The 22,192-nt window shown below is 46.8% G+C and carries 22 protein-coding genes and 1 pseudogene; 3 read left to right on the forward strand and 20 right to left on the reverse strand.

Translation table 11 applies throughout. The annotated features are described in order from the left end of the window. Positions 1–144: 144 nt before the first annotated feature. The 5 genes and pseudogenes from GPK58_RS03000 to GPK58_RS03020 form a co-directional block, all read right to left on the reverse strand. Positions 145–1,956: a DUF6320 domain-containing protein gene (locus GPK58_RS03000; protein WP_173741098.1), complete on the reverse strand. Its 1,812-nt coding sequence runs from the start codon at positions 1,954–1,956 to the stop codon at positions 145–147. Further along, positions 1,922–3,154, reverse strand: coding sequence for an alpha/beta hydrolase (locus GPK58_RS03005; RefSeq protein WP_330383016.1), 1,233 nt, complete (start codon positions 3,152–3,154; stop codon positions 1,922–1,924). The genes GPK58_RS03000 and GPK58_RS03005 overlap by 35 nt, the downstream gene beginning before the upstream one ends. A 76-nt stretch (positions 3,155–3,230) precedes the next feature. Then, positions 3,231–4,037, reverse strand: a complete 807-nt coding sequence (locus GPK58_RS03010; RefSeq protein ID WP_173740375.1) for a DNA-3-methyladenine glycosylase family protein — start codon at positions 4,035–4,037, stop codon at positions 3,231–3,233. Next, a pseudogene (locus GPK58_RS13400) lies at positions 4,034–4,570 on the reverse strand (AraC family ligand binding domain-containing protein). The gene GPK58_RS03010 and the pseudogene GPK58_RS13400 overlap by 4 nt, the downstream one beginning before the upstream one ends. A 293-nt stretch (positions 4,571–4,863) precedes the next feature. Next, the gene (locus tag GPK58_RS03020) at positions 4,864–5,307 is read right to left on the reverse strand and encodes an HD domain-containing protein (RefSeq protein WP_022427167.1); all 444 of its coding nucleotides are present in this window, start codon (positions 5,305–5,307) and stop codon (positions 4,864–4,866) included. Between the two features lie 465 nt (positions 5,308–5,772). Here GPK58_RS03020 and GPK58_RS03025 point away from each other — a divergent pair, with 465 nt between their 5' ends. Then, on the forward strand, positions 5,773–6,051 hold the full coding sequence (locus tag GPK58_RS03025; RefSeq protein WP_015525547.1) for a type II toxin-antitoxin system HicB family antitoxin: 279 nt from the start codon (positions 5,773–5,775) through the stop codon (positions 6,049–6,051). Positions 6,052–6,192: 141 nt separating this feature from the next. Here the strand turns inward: GPK58_RS03025 and GPK58_RS03030 are convergent, their stop codons facing one another. From GPK58_RS03030 to GPK58_RS03095, 14 genes are all read right to left on the reverse strand, one after another. Further along, positions 6,193–6,633, reverse strand: a complete 441-nt coding sequence (locus tag GPK58_RS03030) for a MarR family winged helix-turn-helix transcriptional regulator (RefSeq protein ID WP_044962274.1) — start codon at positions 6,631–6,633, stop codon at positions 6,193–6,195. Between the two features lie 135 nt (positions 6,634–6,768). Further along, complete coding sequence (locus GPK58_RS03035) at positions 6,769–8,523, reverse strand: acetyl-CoA carboxylase carboxyltransferase subunit alpha (protein ID WP_215638171.1); 1,755 nt, start codon at positions 8,521–8,523, stop codon at positions 6,769–6,771. Further along, entirely contained in the window at positions 8,513–9,877 is a 1,365-nt protein-coding gene (locus GPK58_RS03040) for an acetyl-CoA carboxylase biotin carboxylase subunit (protein ID WP_015525545.1), read from the reverse strand. Before GPK58_RS03040 ends, GPK58_RS03035 begins: the two co-directional genes overlap by 11 nt. A gap of 9 nt (positions 9,878–9,886) precedes the next feature. Beyond that, a complete protein-coding gene (gene fabZ / locus GPK58_RS03045; RefSeq protein ID WP_015525544.1) occupies positions 9,887–10,315 on the reverse strand; it encodes a 3-hydroxyacyl-ACP dehydratase FabZ in 429 nt (142 codons plus the stop codon). 57 nt (positions 10,316–10,372) lie between these two features. Beyond that, positions 10,373–10,954 (reverse strand): acetyl-CoA carboxylase biotin carboxyl carrier protein, encoded by a 582-nt coding sequence (accB, locus tag GPK58_RS03050; protein ID WP_215638172.1) that lies wholly within the window; start codon positions 10,952–10,954, stop codon positions 10,373–10,375. 4 nt (positions 10,955–10,958) lie between these two features. After that, positions 10,959–12,200 (reverse strand): beta-ketoacyl-ACP synthase II, encoded by a 1,242-nt coding sequence (gene fabF / locus GPK58_RS03055; RefSeq protein WP_015525541.1) that lies wholly within the window; start codon positions 12,198–12,200, stop codon positions 10,959–10,961. A 32-nt stretch (positions 12,201–12,232) separates the two neighbouring features. Beyond that, a complete protein-coding gene (gene fabG, locus GPK58_RS03060; RefSeq protein ID WP_015525540.1) occupies positions 12,233–12,973 on the reverse strand; it encodes a 3-oxoacyl-[acyl-carrier-protein] reductase in 741 nt (246 codons plus the stop codon). 115 nt (positions 12,974–13,088) lie between these two features. Continuing rightward, on the reverse strand, positions 13,089–14,009 hold the full coding sequence (fabD, locus tag GPK58_RS03065) for an ACP S-malonyltransferase (protein ID WP_092071748.1): 921 nt from the start codon (positions 14,007–14,009) through the stop codon (positions 13,089–13,091). A 3-nt stretch (positions 14,010–14,012) separates the two neighbouring features. Continuing rightward, on the reverse strand, positions 14,013–14,957 hold the full coding sequence (gene fabK / locus GPK58_RS03070; RefSeq protein WP_022427173.1) for an enoyl-[acyl-carrier-protein] reductase FabK: 945 nt from the start codon (positions 14,955–14,957) through the stop codon (positions 14,013–14,015). A 121-nt stretch (positions 14,958–15,078) separates the two neighbouring features. Further along, positions 15,079–16,044, reverse strand: coding sequence for a beta-ketoacyl-ACP synthase III (locus GPK58_RS03075; protein ID WP_015525537.1), 966 nt, complete (start codon positions 16,042–16,044; stop codon positions 15,079–15,081). Between the two features lie 276 nt (positions 16,045–16,320). After that, on the reverse strand, positions 16,321–16,593 hold the full coding sequence (locus tag GPK58_RS03080) for a DUF1294 domain-containing protein (RefSeq protein ID WP_022427174.1): 273 nt from the start codon (positions 16,591–16,593) through the stop codon (positions 16,321–16,323). Positions 16,594–16,649: 56 nt separating this feature from the next. After that, a complete protein-coding gene (locus GPK58_RS03085) occupies positions 16,650–17,216 on the reverse strand; it encodes a class I SAM-dependent methyltransferase (protein WP_215638173.1) in 567 nt (188 codons plus the stop codon). Positions 17,217–17,239: 23 nt separating this feature from the next. Next, positions 17,240–17,731: a GNAT family N-acetyltransferase gene (locus GPK58_RS03090; RefSeq protein ID WP_215638174.1), complete on the reverse strand. Its 492-nt coding sequence runs from the start codon at positions 17,729–17,731 to the stop codon at positions 17,240–17,242. A gap of 14 nt (positions 17,732–17,745) precedes the next feature. Then, complete coding sequence (locus GPK58_RS03095) at positions 17,746–18,384, reverse strand: Crp/Fnr family transcriptional regulator (RefSeq protein WP_022427177.1); 639 nt, start codon at positions 18,382–18,384, stop codon at positions 17,746–17,748. A 291-nt stretch (positions 18,385–18,675) separates the two neighbouring features. On the opposite strand from GPK58_RS03095, the gene GPK58_RS03100 reads away from it, so the two are divergent. Beyond that, on the forward strand, positions 18,676–20,469 hold the full coding sequence (locus GPK58_RS03100; RefSeq protein ID WP_021652771.1) for a flavin reductase: 1,794 nt from the start codon (positions 18,676–18,678) through the stop codon (positions 20,467–20,469). Positions 20,470–20,696: 227 nt separating this feature from the next. Here GPK58_RS03100 and GPK58_RS03105 read toward each other — a convergent pair whose 3' ends face one another. Next, on the reverse strand, positions 20,697–21,827 hold the full coding sequence (locus GPK58_RS03105; RefSeq protein ID WP_215638175.1) for a glycerate kinase family protein: 1,131 nt from the start codon (positions 21,825–21,827) through the stop codon (positions 20,697–20,699). A gap of 183 nt (positions 21,828–22,010) precedes the next feature. On the opposite strand from GPK58_RS03105, the gene GPK58_RS13275 reads away from it, so the two are divergent. Further along, positions 22,011–22,181: a helix-turn-helix domain-containing protein gene (locus GPK58_RS13275; RefSeq protein ID WP_227945638.1), complete on the forward strand. Its 171-nt coding sequence runs from the start codon at positions 22,011–22,013 to the stop codon at positions 22,179–22,181. The last annotated feature ends 11 nt before the right edge of the window (positions 22,182–22,192 follow it).

The following is a 22,192-nucleotide window of genomic DNA, read 5'->3' on the forward strand; positions in this document are numbered from 1 at the left end:
TCTCCGAACACCGAACAGGTTCCCACCCACTGCTTATTGCTTTTCGCAACCCTGCAGGAGACTCCCTTGATTTGATCAAAAAACCGCCGATCTGCAGACAGATCTTCAAAAAATCCTCTGCAGATCGACGGTTGTTTTTATTTTCTATGCACGGAATTTCTTCTGCATCTCCCGCACCATATCTTTCCTCTTAAACAGGAACAGCCATATCAGCATCAGGAAACTGACGCATATGCAGATCAGCGACGGATACAGCACCGTTACCACACCGGCAGCCAACAGGATCACAGGGATCACTCCTCCGAAAGCTCCTGCTTCCAGAAGATAGATCATATATTCCGCCACCTCCAGCTTCTGTACCGCAGTGATCACCCACATGGAGCAGATCACAGCAAGCGAAGCCAGAGGAAGCAGATAATCCACAGACCAGCCACGCCAGCCGGTAAACACATCCCAAAGCACTCCTGCAACAGCTGCGATCACCAGCTGCCACATCTCATTCTTCAGAAGATTCCGCCGCTTCACATAAGCCACTGAAACCATCAGCCAGGTGCAGAACGCCCCTGCAGTCACAAACCAGGCCCAGCCTATATGACCATCCAGCAGATAATCGATCAGATTACATACCACAGCCAGCACAATACACAGAAATGTAAAGCTCTCAAAAAACTTCATCTGCTGTTTCTGCTCCTCTTTTTGTCCCGGAAGATCATTCTCCCGAATTGTACAGGATACCTGCTCATTTTTCAGTCTCTCCACAAAATTCCGCTCAATATTTCCATTGGGGATCTTGGACGTAAAGCTTAAAACCATCTCATCTCCAAAAGAACAGGAACACAGCTGCAGACTGTCCGTGCTTGCAAAAAGTCCGAATCTCTGAATATATTTCCGATATTCCTCCGGCATCCGGATAATCCCCACATTGGAATAGATCGCCGTGATAGACCTCCCTCCGAGAGTCGTCCCGGCAAGAAGGAACGGGGTTTTGATCTCCAGTGGTACCAGACGCAGGATCGGATTTTTCTCCAGGCTTACCAGATCATTCAGCTTTGCTTCGATCACGTCCTTACTCAGTTCCTTTGCAAACTGCTCCTTTACGGATCTCAGAATATCCTCAAAGGCTGTATCAGGCTGAAAATAACAGCTGATCTCGATCCATCCGAAAAAATTTGCCATAGACCGGGACGGAAAATAATTTCTCAAATTTACCGGGATCATCAAACCAATGGGCTTTTTCGCCTGATTCTGAGGCACTTCTTCATGGATCGCCCAGATAAGTGCTGCCGTAAGAAAAACCGTGATCGATACACCGGCCGCTTTTGCACGAGCGTGGATCTCTTTTACCGGAACACAGACTTCCGTGATATTCATATCCTCCTGCCTGAGCTTCTCGCCTTTTAACTGGAAAGCAGGCTTCTTGGACTCTCTCTTTCTTGGCGCGTCGGAGGAATAATACTGAGAAAAGCTGTCCTCCTCCATATCCCTGCCCGTAATGTTTTCATCCGGAAAAAGCTCCGGAAGCTCTGCGGATGGGTGCGTCTCCTGAAGATAATTTTTCACCAGCTCCATCAGAAAATGCATGGCTCCCGTTCCATCCGTCAGCGCATGAAATACCTCGAAATTGATCCTGTTCTTATAATAGCTCACCCGAAAAAGAAGCGTTTTTTTGTCCGGAATATAAAGTCCGCTGCAGGGTGCGCCTGCTTCTTTCTTTACCACTGCCGGAATATCACGTCTCTCCAGATAAAACCAGAACAGTCCCTTTCTTAAAACTGCACGGAAAAGAGGATATTTTTCCAGTGTCCTCTCCAGGGCTTCCTGCAGGTTTTCTTCTTTTATCTCTTCTTTCAGTTCACAGTAAAAACGAAATACCCTGGTGTCATTCTTTCCTGTCACCGCCGGGAACGCCAGCGCCGCATTGTCAAGTTTTCTCCACTGTGCATATTCGTTCTTCATGATGCTTTCCTTCTTCCTGTTCCTCTGTTTCCAGAAAACGATTTACATATGCAAAGCTCTCCTGCACATGCAGAAATTTGATCCCCAGTGCAAAATACCCGTGAAACGCACCTGCGATCCTGTGCACTTCCACACGATTTCCCGCTTCCTTCAGTTTTTCACCAAATGCCTCACCTTCATCCCGAAGAGGATCGAACTCAGCGGTAAGTATCAGTGTATCCGGCATATTTCGAAAATTCTTCTCCAGGATCGGCGCAAAATAGGGATTCCTCCTGTCTTCCGGACAACTCTCATAGAATTTCAGATAATCTTCCATCTTCTCCGCTGTGAGAAGATAACCGGTTCCGTTTGTTTTTACGGATTCAAAGGGAGAGTCTTCCGTATAACAGTTGTTCAGTGCCGGATAAATAAGGATCTGTTTTTTTGGAAAAAAATCTCCGCGGTCTCTGGCCATCATACATACAGCCGCTGCCAGATTTCCGCCTGCACTATCTCCCATAATGGTGATACGATCCGGATCCGTATTCAGAAGAAAACGATTGGTGTAAAAAGTCTTCGCAGCTGCATAACAATCCATCAGTCCCACCGGGAAACGGTATTCCGGTGCCAGCCTGTATTCAACAGACGCCACGATCTGACCGGTAGACTGTGCCATTCTGGCACAAACCCGCTGATAATTCTCTACACTTTCCGTAACCCAGCCACCGCCATGGAAAAACAGTATCACCGGTGGTTTTTTTCCGGAGGCGGCACCGTTTTCCATGTCCTCTTCTGTTGGAAAAAACAGACGGATCGGCACTTTATAGTCTCCGTTATAAACTTCCGCATCCAGTGTCCTGTAAAAGATCCTCATAGGATCCATCTTCTTAAGATCTGCCAGCTTTCTGGAAGCCTCCACTTCGATCCCGCCATAGGAAAGAGCATGGAGCACTGTCCGCACGGCACGTGGCATAGCCGTTTCTCTCCCGGTCGGAATGCCCGGAACTATGACTGGGCGGCTTCTTCTGTTTTCTTTTCTTGTATAGATATATTTTGTTTCTGTTTCATATCTTCCAGGAATGCAGACTTGTTTCACGCAGGTACGCCTGTAGGCAATCCTCTTCAGAATCTCATGATCTGTACGGATGATCACTTCCGTTCCCTTATAGCCCCGGATATAATATCTGTTTTCTTTCTTTTTTATACGTGGTTGTCTCAATCGCAGTGAATATTTTCTGATTACTTTTTCCTCCGTGGATTTTTCCTTTATTTTCACCTATGATAGCATCCGCAGTCTATGAGTACAAGTCATAGTAAAAAATATACTGTTGCATGATCCCACGCATTCCTCTGTATCTGCGGTTGGGAAATCCTCTTTTGTAATGCACGTCCATGACCTGACGGATGTGGGTATCTATGGGAAAAGCATCCATATGATGCAGTGCAAACAGGCAGATACATTCAGCTACCTTTTCTCCCACACCACAGAGCTTCATCAGCTCCTTCTTTGCCTGAGGGTAACGCATATCATAGATTTTTTCCAGAGAGATCTGACCGGATGCAATGGTCCTGGCCGTTACCGCGATATATTTTGCCCGGTATCCCAGGCCGCATCCTCTTAACTCCTCTTCCGTTGCTTGACTCAGCGCCTCTACAGTCGGAAAAGCGTAGTATTCCACACCTGAAGATGAATTTTTTCGCTCTCCGTACTTCCGGCAGATGGTTTCGATACATTTGCGGATACGCTTGATATTGTTCTGCTGAGATATCAGAAACGTAACGATCATTTCCCAGAGATCCTGTCTTAATATCCGTATCCCGTCTCCTGCCTTTATTGCGGCACCTAGATATTTATCTCGTGGATTAGCAGCATTCATGTAAGCTTCATAATCCGTATCCAGATCAAAATAAAGCACCCAGTAACAGATAAATTCCTCCTGAGAGCAGCAGAAATCCACCACTCCGTCTTTCTGATACATTTCCAGATACTGGTCTCCCGCCACCATGGAAAAATGTCCGTCTCCAAGCTTTCTCATCCGGAAGCACTGTCCGGAATCGCATATTTTATCAAGGCTGAAATGTTCCAGCTCTACTGTGATCATGTCTGTTCCTCTCGTAAATATTTTTCCTTATATAATGTTCTGTATTCTCTTGGTGTCATCCGGTACCGTTCCCGGAATACCCGGTTAAAAGTCCTCTGACTTTCAAATCCCGGAATCTGCACATACGCCTGTTCCACTGCAAGATTATCATCCTTCTCCTTGCGGTTTGCCCTGAGACACCGTACCGCATTTACAATATCCGGATGCACCTGCTCCTTTTTTATAACCGGGTCTTCCGGACAGCTGTTCTGAATGATATCCGCAAACTGACCAGTCAATACCGGCTTTGCCTAGAGATAGACTGCTTTGTTTTCTCCCGGAGAGAACACCTGATAGTGATGGATCACATCCGGAAAGATCACTGCAAGATCTCCCTCTTCCATATGATAAAGCTCCTGTCCCATACCAAGCTCCAGAGTTCCCTCTGTGATATAGATAAACTCTATGGAGTTATGAAGATGGGGTGAAGCATGGGCTAAGGTCCGCAGATGAATATGGAGATTCTTCTTTTTTTCTTCGTATACTGGAAACATGGATTTTTCTCTCCGCAATATTTGACTACTTTTTCTGTGTTTTTGGCACGTAATGTTTCCGAGAGTTTATTATAATGCATTTGTAAGTTAAAGAAAAGAGGAGGAAAATAAAATGAAAAAAATCATAGAATTTATCAAATATGCGATCAAATGCTACATAGAGATCAATGCAAGAAATCCATACTTCCACTAAGAAGATCCACAATAATATCTGAGGTCACGGATATTTTGTGTGGATCATGCGCATGAAAAAACTGAATAAAAGTCAATAAATGACTTGTGCGAAAATAATATCACCTGGCATCATGAAGTATCTCCAAAGCCCGTTTATATCTTCCATGCAGCCGTGATATCTGTTCAGTAGACATATTTTCGCAGTCAGAAAGACGTGTTACATCAGAATTGTGGAGCAGATCAGCCTGCTTCACTTTTTTTGCGATCGGATTCTTCCTAAGCTTCCGGATATAATCGAAATAATTCATATTCTTATCTCTTGTAAGACAACGTAAGGCCTCCACAACCTCTTCCGGAAATTCTCCGGTAAGATCCTCAAATGTGATCTCTGTATCTTCTATCACATCGTGCAGAAGTGCCGTACATACACTGAGTTCATCATCCATCTGCTCCGCTACGTGAAATGGATGAAAGATATAAGGTGTCCCGCTTCGATCTGTCTGTCCATGATGTGCCTCGTACGCCACCTTCATAGCTTTTTTCGTCAAAGCTGTATAAATCATAGCTGTGCCTCCCGTCAGGTCTTTCGACCCCCCGTTCATACTCTGTATTACACAGTATAGCATCTATATTTCCTATATACAAGGACAAAAAGGGTTATATATCTATCATTTTTACTTATATACGACAATTTTCTGATTATAGCATTCCCAAAACTCTGCTGTTCTTATTTAGATCTTTCATTGGATCATGAACTCGCTTGCCCTCATTCTGAAATTAGTATATACTTACTAGTACAGCGAAAATTAAGTTTCTGCCATATTGACGCAGGATGATTTCTTCATCTGCAAGGCGGAGGAATGAGGCGTAGCGGTGGCTACGACGATTGACGACAACGCAGCAGATGAAAAATCAGACAAGTCAATATGGCGGTTACTTAATATTCGCTGTACTAGGTCAGGTAAAACTATCCATATTCATGGTATTACACGGATCACTTCATTTTAAAAAAGAAAGGAATCTTACCTATGAAATTTATATATCCCGCAGTTTTCCGTCCCACAGAGGACAAAAAATACAATGCTTTTTTTCCGGATCTTGCCTGCTGTGAAGCCAACGGTGACACGCTGGATGATGCCATCGAAAATGCCAATGCAGCTGCATACGACTGGATCTACACAGAGCTTATGGAATTTGAGGGAAAGCTTCCTCCGGTTTCCGATGAGAGCGATCTGGAGCTTCAGGAAGGAGACGTTGTCCGCAATATCTCTGTAAATATCCGCTTCCAGGATGGCTGGGACGAATAAACTCTCGTATCACAAAAACAAAGGCGACATTTAATATCATTTTCAATAAATGTCCGTGTCGAAAATGCCTGTTATGCAAAAAGCATCCGGATCGGTAATTGTCCTTTATTACCGATCCGGATGCTTTTATTATACATTTCTTCATTGTTCGTGATACTGTCTGAAAAATTTACGCAGTCCGTCCAGTGCTTTTACCAGCACGTCTGTCTCATTCTCATTCAGCTCTGCGATCACCGCTTCTGTCATCTGCCTGTGAAACTCCGCATGATGATGATATGCCATACGTCCCTTATTTGTAAGCTGGATAAATACCACACGCCGGTCCTTCTCACTTCGCTCTCTCTTCACATAGCCTTTTTTTACAAGACTGTTCATAGATGTTGTGAGGGAGCCTACGGTGATCTTAAGCTTGGCTGCAATGGAGGACATGTTCCCCCCTCCAAGACCTACAGCCTCGATAATGTGCATATCATTGTTGGAAATATCTTTATATTTATCTGTGATGATGGCTTCCTCCTCCAGTCGGAGGATCTCATTGAACAGATTCACCAGCACGTCATTTATAACTTCCCGATTGTCCACTCTACCCGCTCCTGTTTCTCCGGAGCAAAAAGGCTTCTCCGGTTCTCTGTTTATGAAGCCATCGTAACATAAATATGGCATTTTTTCCACTGGATTTTTACTTTGCGGGCTACAAAATCACTGCACTTATTGCTTCTACATTTTCCGGAAACGTTCATAGCGATGTTCCAGAAGCTTCTCCGGCTCTTCTTCGCCATATTTCTCAAGAAAATCCGCAATTCCGTTTTCCAGATAACCCGCAATATCATTTATGTTCTCACGGCTTACAGGCTCTGCTTCCGGGATCACATGCTCGATCATCCCCATCTGGTAAAGGTCTGCAGCTGTGAGCTTCATCACTGCTGCTGCTTCCTTTGCCTTTTTGCTGTCTTTCCAGAGAATGGAGGCAAAGCCCTCCGGGGACAGGATGGAATAAACGGAATGCTCCAGCATCCATACCTCATCTGCCACCGCCAAGGCAAGGGCCCCTCCGCTTCCGCCTTCACCGATCACAACGGAAAGCACCGGCACTGTGAGACCTGCCAGTGTATAGAGATTTTTTGCAATGGCTTCACCCTGTCCACGTTCCTCAGCTTCCAGCCCGCAGAATGCGCCTGGCGTATCTACAAGGCAGATCACCGGACGGTGAAATTTCTCTGCCTGCTGCATCAGACGCAGGGATTTCCAGTACCCCTCCGGAGATACCATTCCGAAATTCCGGGTAATGTTTTCCTTTGTACCCTCTCCTTTTTCCTGTACAAGGACAGTTACCGGCTGTCCGTGGAAAAATGCCACACCACCGATCACTGCCGGATCATCCCCGCAGTGACGGTCTCCGTGAAATTCCATGAAATCGTCAAAAAGCGCTTCGATGTAATCCTTTCCTGTAGGGCGTGTTTTGGCTCTGGCAAGCTGGACATGTTCCCAGGGAGTGAAATCTCCGGATGGAACGAAGTCCGGCCAGATCCTATTATCTTCCTCAACAGTTTTCATCGATTCCTGATTGTCAGACTTGAACCCATTTTTAATGTCCGTATTATCGGACTGTACATTATTTAGGACTTTATCCTGATGTAATCTCAGAATATCCGCCAATACGATCCTCTGCTCCTCACGCTTTACGATCTTGTCCACAAAGCCGTGTTCCAGAAGAAATTCCGCTCTCTGGAAGCCTTTGGGAAGCTTTTGCCCGATGGTCTGTTCGATCACTCTGGGACCTGCAAAACCGATCAGCGCTTTCGGCTCTGCCAGGATAATATCTCCCAGCATAGCAAAGCTTGCCGTCACGCCGCCTGTTGTCGGGTCTGTGAGGATCGGCACATAAAGAAGTCCGGCATCGCTGTGCTTCCGGATGGCCATACTGGTTTTTGCCATCTGCATCAGGGAAACCAGCCCCTCCTGCATTCTGGCACCGCCGGAACAGATATAGAGGATTACCGGCAGCTTCTCCTCTGTGGCACGTTCAAAAACCCGCGTGATCTTTTCCCCCACGACTTCTCCCATACTGGACATCATGAAACGACAGTCACAGACACCAAGTGCCACAGATGTCCCTTTTATAGTACACTTTCCGGTAACTACAGCCTCATCAAGCCCTGTCTTTTCACGAAGCCCCTGAAGCTTTTCTTCGTAGCCTCTGTACTGAAGGGGATTCTGTTCTTCCATGTGAGCATCCCACTCCACAAAGCTCTTTCTATCTGCGATCATTTTGATCCGACGATAAGCGGGTACATGGAAATAATTTCCGCAGTGGGGACAGATGTATTGATTCTGCTTTACCTCGTCTACAAAAACCGCCGCTTTGCAGACGTTGCATTTACGCATCAGGTTATCCGGCACCTCCGGAGTGTTTTCCTGTTCCTCACCCCGGATATCCCTGACTGTTTTTTTGAACATGTGCTTAATTCTCATTGATCTTCACTCCCGCAATGATATGGCTGGCAAGAAAGCCAGTGTCAAAGTTTCCGGACTGATAATCCTCATCTTTCAGGATTTCGTACTGATAGTCAATATTTGTATCGATTCCGTCAATGATCACCTCACCAAGAGCACTCTGCATTTTTGCAATGGCTTCTTTCCGGTTACCTGCATGAACGATCAGCTTCGCAAGCATGGAATCATAATATGGCGGGATCTTACAGCCGTTATACACACAGGTATCCACACGGATCCCGTTTCCTCCCGGAAAATGCGCTCCCTGGATAGTTCCCGGCGAAGGGCGGAAATTTTTCTGGGGATTTTCAGCATTGATCCTGCACTCAATGGCGTGTCCCTGGATCCGGACATCCTCCTGAGCAATCTCAAGAGGCATTCCGGAAGCGATCTTCAGCTGCTCCTTTACAAGATCGATACCTGTTACCCACTCTGTCACCGGATGCTCCACCTGGATCCTTGTATTCATTTCCATAAACCAGAATTTTCCATCCGGTTCCAGAAGAAATTCGATCGTTCCCGCATTTACATAACCGGCTGCTTTCGCCGCCGTCACCGCCGCATGACCCATTTTTTCTCTTAATTCCGGAGAAACTGCAGCACTTGGAGATTCCTCGATCATCTTCTGATGATTTCTCTGGATGGAGCAGTCACGCTCTCCCAGATGGATCACATTTCCGAAGCTGTCTGCAAGGATCTGAAACTCAATATGTCTCGGATTTACCACGAAATGTTCAATATACATGGTACCGTCGCCAAAAGCGATCTCAGACTCTTTTCTGGCGGTTGCATAGGCTTCCGGAAATTCCTCCGGTGTGTTTGCCACACGCATGCCTTTTCCGCCGCCGCCAAGAGCTGCCTTGATGATCACCGGATAACCGATCCTCTCAGCTTCCTTAAGACCGGTTTCAATATCCTCCACATCCCCTTCGCTGCCCGGAACTACCGGAACACCAGCTGCGATCATGGTGCTTCTTGCAATTTTTTTGTTGCCCAGCATACGGATGACCTTTGATGGAGGACCCACAAATGTGATCCCGCATTTTTCACAGAGCTCCGCAAATCTGGCATTTTCAGAAAGAAAGCCAAATCCCGGATGAATGGCATCCGCACCGGAAACCATGGTTGCACTGATGATCTGTTCCATATTCAGATAGCTCTGTGCAGATGGCCCCGGTCCGATACAGATTGCTTCGTCCGCCAGCTGTGTGTGAAGGCTTTCCTCATCTGCCTCAGAATAAACCGCCACTGTGGCAATTCCCATTTCTCTGCAGGCACGAATAATACGCACCGCGATCTCGCCTCTGTTGGCGATCAGTAACTTTCGAATCATACAATCACCTTACCCGATCATAAATGTAAGCTCAGCCTCTACGGCAACCTCACCATCCACAGATGCCACTGCAGAACCAATGCCTACAGGACCCTTTCTGCGGATGATCTTTGTTTCAAGACGGAGCTTGTCTCCCGGAGCTACCTTTCTGCGGAATTTACACTTGTTGATGCCTCCGAAATAAGCGGTTTTTCCCTTCATGTCCTCCAGGGAAAGAATGGCTACCGCACCCACCTGTGCCAGCGCTTCTACCATCAGAACACCCGGCATTACCGGCTCCTGGGGAAAATGTCCCCGAAAAAAATCCTCGCGGAAGGTCACACATTTATATCCGACAGCAAATTCACCCGGCTCATAATCTTCAATATAGTCCACAAGCAGAAACGGATGTCTGTGTGGAATGATCTCCTCGATCTGTTTTACATCAAGATGCTTCATTCTCTATCCTCCTGAAACAATAATTTTTCTTATTCTCTGATTCTGATCTGAAGGTACTTATCGGATACGGAAAAGCTTCTGACCGTATTCTACCGGCTGTCCGTTCTCCACATAGATCTCTGCGATCTCGCCGTCAAAATCACTTTCGATCTCATTCATCAGCTTCATAGCTTCCACGATTGCAAGAACCTGGCCTTTTTTTACCTTGTCTCCCACCTGAACGTAAGGCGGAAGATCCTGGGACGGTGCAGCATAGAAGGTTCCTACCAGCGGAGATGTTACCAGGCTGCCTGTCTGATCTTCCCCGCTCTGTGGTACGGTTTCCGACTGCTCAGTACCTTTCACTCCCTGTGCTTCTGCCACAGTTTTTCCTGTCATTGTCACTGCCATTTCATCTGTTGAAGCCGGTACCACAGGATCTTTGCACGCCACCGGTGCTGTATTCACTGCCCTGCGGACTTTTCCACCGGTCATTCCTACTGCCGGAATGTTTTCCACAGTTTCTCCCATAACCCCCTGGATGATCTGTGGCTTTCCATGCTCCATACTTAAGGTCAGATCTGCTGTCTCATATGTAAAGGCAGTAAGCTCTGATGCAGATACGTGATCGATCAGTTCAAGAATCTGGTTAAATTCCATAGCTTCAGTCCTCCTCATACTTCTTTACAAGCAATGTTCCGTTGTGTCCTCCAAATCCAAGGGAATTGCTCATTGCATAACGAACTTCCTGTTTTGCCGGAGCGCCGATCATATAGTTCAGATCAAGCTCCTCCTCTGTTTCTGTTGTTCCCACTGTCTGATGGATAAATCCGTCCAGAATGGATTTTACGCATACGATAAACTCAACAGCTCCTGCTGCGCCAAGAAGATGGCCCACCATGGATTTTGTGGAATTGATCTTTACATCCTTGGCAGCGTCCTTAAACGCAAGCTTGATAGCTCTTGTTTCAAACAGGTCATTGTGATGTGTTCCGGTTCCGTGTGCATTGATATAATCTACCTGCGCCGGTGCAACACCTGCTTCCTTCATGGCATTTTCCATAGCACGTGCGGCGCCGCTTCCGTCCTCGGCCGGAGATGTGATATGGAAAGCATCTGCAGTTGCACCGTATCCCACAACCTCTGCCAGGATATTGGCATTTCTCTTTTTGGCATGCTCAAGCTCTTCCAGAACAACCACACCTGCACCCTCGCCCATAACAAAACCGCCTCTGTCTTTATCAAACGGAATGGATGCACGCAGCGGATCCTCACTTGTGCTCAGTGCAGTAAGGCTTGCAAAGCCTGCGATACCGATAGGGCAAACAGCTCCCTCTGTACCACCGGCAAGCATTACATCTGCATCACCATACTGAATGGCACGGAAAGCATCTCCGATACAATGTGTTCCTGTCGCACATGCCGTTACCACGTTGGTGCATTTTCCTTTTGCGCCGGTAGCGATAGAAACATTTCCGGCTGCCATATTTGTGATCATCTTCGGAACAAGAAGCGGATCCACTCTTGAAGGACCTTTTTCCATAAGCTTCTTCTCATTGGTCTCGGTAGCCTGAAGACTTCCCACACCGGAGCCGATGATAACGCCTACCATGTACGGATCTTCCTCTTCCATCTTAAGCCCGGAATTTTCCACTGCTTCCAGTGCAGCTGCTACCGCATACTGGGAAAAAGGCTCCATTCTTCTTGCAGTTCTCGGATCCATGCGATCCTTTGCCACAAAATCTTTAAGCTCTGCTGCCAGTGTTGCCTTGTATCCGGTCGTATCAAAACGGGTGATCGGTCCGATCCCCACCTTTCCTTCTTTTACTCCGTTCCAGAAACTTTCCACATCATTTCCGATCGGTGTTACTGCTCCAAGTCCTGTTACTACTACTCGTCTTTTCATCAATCTATCCTCCTGACTCCGGGGAGCCTTCTTTACATTGCCATTCCGCCGTCTACGCGAAGTACCTGTCCTGTGATGTAACGTGCACCGTCTGATGCCAGAAATGCAGCTGCCTTTGCCACGTCTTCTGTTGTTCCCATGCTTCCCATGGGGATAGATGCCGCAATATTTTCTTTTACTTTGTCAGAAAGCACGTCCGTCATGTCTGTTTTGATAAATCCCGGTGCAATGGCGTTGACCGTGATCCCTCTGGATGCCAGCTCCTTTGCAGCGGATTTTGTAAGACCGATGATCCCGGCTTTGGATGCCGCATAATTGGCCTGTCCAGCATTTCCACGAAGGCCTACCACCGATGAAAGGCTGATGATCCGGCCGCTTCTCTGCTTCAGCATCATTCTGGACACATGACGGATGCAGTTGAAGGTTCCTTTCAGATTGATGTCAACAACTCTGGAAAAATCTTCCTCACTCATTTTCATGAGAAGTCCGTCCTTCGTAACTCCGGCATTATTTACCAGGATATCAACACGTCCGTATTTCTCTGCAACAGCTTTGAAAAAAGCTTCACATGCATCAAAATCTGCCACATTGCACTGCAGGATATCTGCCTGGCCGCCGGCTGCCTCGATCTCTGCTTTTGTTTCCCGGGCTTTTTCTTCTGAGCCGTTATAATTGATCACTACAAGGTTTCCTGCTTTTGCAAGCTCCAGGGCGATGGCTTTCCCGATCCCACGTGCACCGCCTGTTACAACTGCGATTTTTTTCTCTGACATATGAATTCCTTTCTGATGTTATGCGGTCATCCGTGATCCGCATTTGTTACCTGGCATTTCTGTCTGCTGCACTATGCCTGCTTTATTTTTGATTCTTTATCTTTTTTTCCAATATTTATACCAGTTCCTGGCAGACCTTCTCTGCATCTTCTACGGTCTGGATGTTATATACTTTTACATTTCTGTCGATCTTTCTCATAAATCCGGCAAGGGTTCTTCCCGGTCCGATCTCAATAAATGTATCTACTCCCTGACGGATCATATTTTCCACACTCTGCTGCCAGCGCACGGAAGAAGAAATCTGTTTTTCCAGAAGTGCTTTTGTTTCCGCCGGATCTTCCACATACTCTGCGGTCACGTTTGTCACATACGGGATTTTAAGTTCATGAAGTGTGACACCCTCCAGAACCTTTCCCAGTTCTTTTCCTGCAGTGGCAAGCATTGCGGAGTGGAACGGTCCGCTGACATTTAACGGGATCACTCTTCTTCCTCCGGCTGCCTTCAGCTTTTCAGAGGCTTCCGCAACTGCCTCCGCAAGGCCTGTGATCACGATCTGGCCGGGACAGTTGTAGTTTGCAATGCTTACATCTGCAATGTCTGCAAGCACTTCCTCGATCTTCTCTGTCTCCATTCCCATAACTGCTGCCATGCTTCCCTTACCTGCCGGAACTGCCTGCTCCATAAGGATTCCCCTTTTTCTCACGGTAGTAACAGCATCCTTCAGCTCCATGCCGCCGGCAGCTTCAATAGCGCAGTACTCGCCAAGGCTTAATCCTGCAGTTACATCTGGATGAAGTCCCATCTCCTCTACCACCTTCTCCATGGCAAGACAGGTAGTGACCAGTGCAGCCTGTGTATATTCAGTCAGGTCAAGCCTGTCATTTTCTTCAAAGCAAAGTGCTTTCATATCCAGATCCAGCCACTCACCGGCAGAGTCGAAAACATCCTTTGCTGTATCGTATTTCTCATAAAAATCTTTTCCCATTCCGGCCTTCTGTGCACCCTGGCCCGGAAAGATGAATGCTGTTTTTCCCATTTATTATTCCTCCACAAGAAAACTGTTTTTCTTTACAGTCTCTTTTGTCTCTCTGATCAGTCTTGCCATCAGCTCCTTACAGGTCGGTACATCCTTTACCATACCTGCGATCTGTCCGGACATAACGCTTCCGGTTTTTACATCGCCGTCAACAACAGCCTTCCTGAGGCCACCAAGTGTCAGCATTTCCAGTTCTTCAAAGGATGCACCTGCAGCTTCTTTCTCCAGATATTCCTTTGTCATAGGGTTTCTTAAGGTACGGACCGGATGACCTGTGGTACGGCCGGTTACTCTTGTGTCGATATCCCTGGCTTTCAGAAGGAATTGTTTGTAATTCTCATGTACGTGACATTCCTCTGTTGCCACAAATCGGGTTCCCATCTGTACGGCTTCTGCACCCAGCATAAAGGCTGCCGCGATCCCACGACCGTCTGCAATTCCACCTGCTGCAATTACCGGGATCTTTACTGCATCCACGACCTGCGGTACCAGCGCCATAGTGGTTGTCTCACCGATATGTCCGCCGGACTCGGTTCCCTCTGCTACCACTGCATCTGCGCCACAGCGCTCCATTCTTCTTGCAAGAGCTACAGATGCAACAACCGGGATCACCTTTACTCCGGCAGCTTTCCATGCTTCCATGTATTTTTCCGGGCTTCCGGCACCGGTTGTTACTACCTTGATCCCTTCTTCTACTACGATCTTCGCAACCTCATCGGCACTTGGACTCATCAGCATGATGTTTACACCAAAAGTCTTATCTGTCAGTTTTTTCGCCTCACGGATCTGCTCACGCACCCACTCTGCCGGTGCGTTTGCCGCTGCGATCAGTCCCAAGCCGCCTGCCTCGGATACTGCTGCCGCAATGTGATGATCTGCCACCCAGGCCATACCGCCCTGGATGATGGGATATTCAATACCAAGTAATTCTGTAACTTTTGTTTTCATCTTTTACCTCCGGAAAATTAAATCAAGCGGATAAAAGCATCCGCGGTTTATTTGGATCAAGCGGATAAAAACATCCGCATTCACTACGTAGCCTTATTTTAACAATTCATTAACAGGGGCTTTAATACTCGATCAGGCTTGCTCCGTACGTCAGTCCGCCGCCGAAGCCTGCAAGGACCATTCTGTCACCCCGCTGCAGTTTTCCACTTTTTTTCATCTCATCCAGGAGGATAAGAAGACTTGCGGAAGAAGTATTGCCGTATCTGTCCATATTCATAGGGAACTTGGAAATGTCTTCGCCCAGCCGCCTTGCTGCAGAACGGATGATGCGCTCATTTGCCTGGTGGAGAAGATAATAACTGATATCTTCACAGGAAACCTGCTCTCGGGAAAGAAGCTCCTTCACAGCCTCCGGTACCTTGCTCACGGCAAAGCTGAACACTTCCTTTCCGTTCATCTGTATGTAGGTTTCCTTTGCCTTCGGATCATTTTCATAACGGATCTGATTTCTGCTCTGTAAGGTAAGTGCACCGCCTTTTTTTCCAATGGAATGGGTTACCTGTGCATAGCTTCCACCCTCTTCTGCTCTCAGCACGACTGCTCCCGCACCATCCCCGAAAAGAATGCAGGTGCCACGATCTGTCCAGTCCGTTAAACCGGACAGTTTTTCCGCTCCGATCACAAGGGCATTCCTATATATTCCCTGGGCCAGGTATGCCTGCGCAGTGTTCAGTGCCAGAAGAGATCCTGTGCAGGCGCCGTTCAGATCAAAGCAGGTAGCCTTTTCCGCTCCGAGCCGCTCCTGCACCCCACATGCCACACAGGGCATGATCTCTGTTGGAGAAATGGTTGCCACAAGGATCAGATCGATTTCTTCTGCCTTCATTTCTGCGTCTTCCAGAGCTTTTAATGCTGCCCCCGCTGCCATCGTCACAGTATCTTCGTCCTCTTTTGCAATATGTCTCTGTACCACACCGGTTCTTTCCCGAATCCACTGATCACTGGTTTCCACCATCTTTGCCAGATCGTTGTTATCCCACACTCTGTCCGGTGCCCACGAACCGGTTCCACATATTTTACCTGTCATATTTTTCTCCATGATATCTGTCTTAAATCAGTCTGTATAAATCTGTACTGCTGTTCTCTGAATTATCTTTTATCTTAAAATATTTTGATTATCAAATTATATCATCATAAAAGTATTTGTCAAGAAGGAATTTTTGAGCATCCTTTTATAAAAAAATAACAGCTGCCCCAGGCGTGGAGTATTGGTCTCTCCTCTGTCCTGTGACAGCTGTCTTATTTTTTTCAGACAGGTATTGTATTTATGGTTATTGCATTTATAGTTATTGCCTTCATAGTTTTACTTCATCGCCCACTGTACCAGGCACACCACACCAATCTGCACCAGCAGTATCACCGGTACACCAATTGCAAATCTGGCTTTTCGGGTTTTGTGGTGAAAAAATCTCATGCCAAGGATCGCCCCGACGCTGCCACCAATGACAGCACTTAAGATCAAGGTCTTCTCCGGGATCCGCCATTTATTACGACGGGCTTTCTGCTTGTCAACTCCGAAAAGCACAAAGGCCAGGATATTGACTGCAAGCAGATAATAATATATGTAATCATTCATGATAGCTCCCTCCGGGCTCTGTGTCCTGTATTTCGGACAGTAACCGATTTATGTATTCATTGCAGTTTGATGATCAGCACCGGTATGGGCGGATCATTAGGCCGGTTTGCATATTCCGACAGGATCACCAGATATTTATGAGGATCCAGCTGACGGATAAACGCAAGCATCTCATCCCGTTCCTGATATCCTGTATCCCCGCCACTGTAAATACAAAGTGTCATAAGTCCGCCCTTTTTCAGAAGCTTAAGTCCGCTTTCCACCGCTCTTATGCTGCTGTCTGCTCTGGTCGCCACCGAATGGTCTCCGCCGGGAAGATATCCCAGATTAAAGGTGATGCAGGACACGGTTTCTTCTTCTGCATAAACATCCATATTCTCATGAGACTCCAGAAGAAGCTGATAATTTTCCGGACAGTTATCTCTTTTCAGTCGCTCCTTCGTATGTTCCAGTGCCTGCTTCTGAATGTCAAAAGCCAGAACCCGTCCCCTTTTTCCTGCAAGCTGGCTTAACAGAACCGTGTCATTGCCATTTCCCATTGTTGCATCGATACAGATGTCTCCCGGCATGACCTGCTGCCGTATAAAATGCTGCATGTATGCAGTGATCTGAAGATTTTTCATTTAAAAATCCTTTCAAAATTCTCTTACAGTTCATGATAATACGGACAGATATCCTCATAATGTCCATCCTTCATACGGAACCCCTTCGGGATCACGCCAAGCTGGGTAAATCCAAGTCTCTCATAAAGATGTCTTGCAGGAAGATTGCAGGCCACAACCGCATTAAACTGCAGGACACCAAAACCATGCTCTTTTCCCCGGGTCAGACAGTCGGATACCAGCTTTTCTCCAATGTGAAGTCCTCTGGAATCTCTGCTTACCGCATAGCTGGCGTTACAGATATGACCGCATCTTCCGATATTATTCGGATGAAGAATGTAAAGTCCGTAAACTTTTCCGCTTTCCGCATCTACTGCTGCAGCTGTATAGGTCTGTTCTGAAAAAAAAGCTTTTCCTGTCTCTTCGTTAAGGCATTCTTCCTGTGGAAAAGCCACACCGTCTTCTACAACCTCATTCCATATCCGGATCAGATCCGGAAGATCTTTTTCTTCGTATTTTCTTACTGTAACATTCATGATGATCTTCTCCTCTATTTAAGCAGCTCCACATTCCGTCCATTTCTTCGGATCACACCCTCATCCGAAAGATTTTTGATCTCCCGCATCATGGCACTACGGTCCACACTTAAGTACTGGGCCAGTGCGGTATAGGACATGGGCAGCTTGAATTTCCCGGCATTTTTTTCCGCAGCCAGAGAATGCAGATAAGCTATCAGCTTCTTCCTGGTGGAGGATCGTGAAAGCATGTATATCCGATCCGTCTGCTGCCTGGAACGTAGGGCTGTCATCTGCAGAAGATTACTGACCATCTGGCTGTGATGATGACAGGCATTTTCACAGCGCTTGATCACATGCTCATAATCAATAAACAGCACCTTCGTCACGGTAGTAGCACATACATAATAATGCTGGGAATCTGACGGAAGCAGAAACGGTTCGCCAAATACACTGTCCCTATTCAGTTCATCGATGACATACTCATTTCCATCCTCGTCACAGCAGTAGAGAACTGCTCTTCCCTCCTGGATCAGACCGATCTTTTTCATGGAGCTGGAATATTCCATGATGGTTTCTCCATTCTGAAAAACTTTCTCCCGGACTTTAAAGCAGACACGCATTCTTTCCTGTTCTTCGGGCAAAATATCCGTAAATAAAGTGATATGCTCCATAAATTTTCCTCCCACCGGCAAAATACTCTTCCGCATATCTGTACTTTCCTCTTTGTATACAAGACTATGTAAGAGGACTCTCAAAGCAACTATCCGCATTTTATTTTGCTGCATGTTTCTGATTTTATACCAGCACGAAAAAAATGTAAAGTCTGGAAATTTTTCCTGTTTTGTTGTATTTGCAACAGTTTTTGCCATCAATTTCTGTTATATTTTTATCAAAGTTAAGAAACAAACAAATCACTGAAGCATATAAATAAATCCACCATAGAAAGAAAAGAGGAATCGCTCATGAAAATCACAGATACCATCAAATATGTAGGCGTTAATGATCATCAGGTTGACCTTTTTGAGGGCCAGTACAAAGTTCCGAACGGCATGTCCTACAACTCCTATGTGATCCTGGACGAAAAAATTGCGGTTATGGATACGGTAGATGCAAATTTTACTCACGAATGGCTTGATAATATCCAGAAAGTTCTGGGTGACCGGAAACCGGATTATCTGATCGTACAGCATATGGAACCGGATCACGCAGCCAACATCGCAAACTTCCTGAAGGCTTATCCGGACACCATCGTTGTTTCCAACAAAAAAGCCTTCGCCATGATGCAGAACTTCTTTGACCTGGATCTGGAAGGTCATCAGATCATCGTAGATAACGGCGGAACCCTTTCCCTTGGAAAACACGATCTGACTTTTGTATTTGCACCGATGGTTCACTGGCCGGAGGTTATGGTCACTTATGACAGCACAGAAAAGGTTCTTTTTTCCGCAGACGGCTTCGGAAAATTCGGCGCCCTGGATGCAGAGGAACCATGGGACGATGAGGCAAGAAGATACTATATCGGCATCGTTGGAAAATATGGTGTGCAGGTGCAGAACCTTCTGAAAGTAGCCGCAGCTCTGGATATCCAGACCATCTGCCCGCTCCACGGACCGGTTCTTACTGAAGATCTTGGACATTATATTAGCCTCTATGATACCTGGTCTTCCTACACACCGGAGGATGACGGAATCGTGATCGCCTACACTTCTGTATACGGTCATACAAAAATGGCCGTTCAGCAGTTGGCCGATAAATTCCGCAGCAAAGGATGTCCAAACGTTGTTGTCTATGATCTTGCAAGAGACGATATGTCCCAGGCACTGAGCGATGCTTTCCGTTACTCCAAGCTGGTTCTCGCAACCACCACATATAATGCAGGCATCTATCCGTTTATGAACGACTTTATTACCCGTCTGACAGAGCACAACTTCCAGAACCGCACGGTAGGACTGATTGAAAACGGAACCTGGGCACCGCTGGCAGCGAAGGTTATGAAAGAAATGCTTTCCAAATGCAAAAAGATCAGCTGGCTGAATACCACAGTTAAGATCATGTCTGCAGTAAACGAAGAAAACCGCAGGCAGATGGAAGCTATGGCTGATGAGCTCTGCCAGGAATACATTGCAAAAAGCGATGATCTTGCCAACAAGAATGATATGACTGCTCTGTTCCGCATCGGTTACGGCCTCTATGTGGTAACCTCCAACGATGGCAAAAAGGACAACGGTCTGATCGTCAATACCGTTACACAGCTTACCGACAACCCATATCGCGTGGCTGTCAACATCAACAAGGCAAACTACTCTCACCACGTGATCCAGCAGACCGGTATCATGAACGTAAACTGCCTGTCCACAGATGCTCCGTTCTCTGTTTTTGAGCAGTTCGGCTTCCAGTCCGGCAGAAGCACCGATAAATTTGCCGGACAGAAAGTAAACCACTCCGACAACGGCCTGGTATTCCTGGACAAATATATCAATGCTTTCATGTCCCTGAAGGTAGAAAACTATGTGGATCTCGGCACTCACGGAATGTTCATCTGCAGCGTCACAGAGGCCCGTGTCATGAGCGATCAGGATACCATGACTTACACCTACTACCAGAAACATGTAAAGCCAAAGCCACAGACCGAGGGCAAAAAAGGCTGGGTATGCAAAGTCTGCGGATACATCTATGAAGGCGATGAACTTCCGGAAGATATCATCTGCCCGCTGTGCAAGCATGGCGCTGTGGATTTTGAGCCGATCGAAGGATAAGACTGAAATCCCCATAACATAAATTGATTTAATCCGGTTACAGCTCCCTTATTTTTACAAATTATAAACCACAAAAAAGACAGGCTTCTGAGGTGGCCTGTCTTTTTTGTATTATCATCCAATGTCTTCTCAACGTCTTTCACCAAATTTATTCTTACAGCAGATCAGACACTCACGCTCTGTATTTCTGCAGGAATCCTGAAATTTACGGATCATATGCCTTTTATTTATTTCATCAGTCTGATAACCTGCTCTGCAGTATCTGCCAGATTCTGCTTGGCATTCTCATTTTTCATGGCCTCCTCCAGAGTTACCACTCCGCGGAGGATCGGGAAAAAGGCATCGATCCCTGCATCGTTGCAGGCTCTTGCGTCACGCTGTACGGCACCTGCAAAGGCGATCACTTTTTTGCCATATTTCTTTGCAAGCTTTGCAACACCTACCGGCGCTTTTCCCATGGCTGTCTGTCCATCCATACGTCCCTCACCTGTGATCACAAGATCCGCGTCTTTGATGTAGTCCTCAAGTTTTGTCTCATCCAGCACGATGTTGATCCCGGATTCCAGAACTGCATCGGTAAAGGTCAGGAATGCAAATCCCATTCCGCCGGCAGCACCTGTTCCCGGATACTTTGGATCTGCTTTCGGAAAACGCTCCTTTGCAAGCTCTGCGTAAGCACCCAGCCACTGATCCATGTCCTGGATCATCTCCGGTGTAGCACCCTTCTGCGGTCCGTAGATGGCACTGCATCCAAGCTCTCCGCAAAGAGGATTTGTGACATCGCAGGCAACACGGAATTTACATTCTGCAAGCTCCGGGATCACATAGGCAGCTGTGATCTCTGTGATGTCTTTCAGGCCCCTTGCTCCCGGAAGGACCTGCTTTCCGTCTTTATCCAGAAATGCATAGCCAAGTGCCTGAAGCATTCCCACACCACCGTCATTGGTGGCGCTTCCGCCGATACCCACAATAAATCTGCGGCAGCCTTTTTCGATGGCGTCCTTGATCACCTCACCGACACCGTAGGTTGTGGTATAAAGAGGATTTCTTTTTTCGTCCGGCACCTGCGTGATCCCTGCTGCACCAGCCATTTCGATCACTGCGGTCTTTGTGCTTTCGATGATGCCATACTCACAGATCACCGGCTCGCCAAGAGGCCCCGTAACCTTTACGTGCTCTGTTTTTCCGTTCATTCCTTCGACAAGGGCTTCCACGGTTCCCTCTCCACCGTCTGCCAGTGGTCTTACCTGAACTTCTGCGTCCGCATCCACACGATGGATACCTTCAGCAGCTGCAAAGCCTGCCTCCATGGATGTCATACTGCCCTTAAAAGAATCGATCGCTGTTACTACCTTCATTTTATTTTCCTCCTGTATGATTTTTATGTAAAGCTGATATCCGTACTCTCCGTTCTATCATTCCGTGTACCGGAAATGTGAAATGTTCATTTACGTGTCAGGCGGATATTCTCTGCGCAGCTCAGCAGCCAAATAACTGTTCTGCTGTTTGGTTATCAGCTGTCCCCGGATGAAAAGAACCTTCTGCGAACTTATTTTTCCCTGGAAATGTCTCTGGCTGATGCCGCAGAGAAGCTTTTTCTCCACAAAAATACTCTTCAATATAAATTAAACCACATTTATAAAAAATGTGGTCTCAATCCCCGAAAATTCCGGGACGCTGTTCTGTTGTATCTGGCACTGGAGCTGGAATGAACCGGCCATTT

This window comes from Blautia sp. MCC270, from assembly GCF_018785605.1.
Lineage (GTDB): Bacteria > Bacillota > Clostridia > Lachnospirales > Lachnospiraceae > Blautia_A > Blautia_A fusiformis.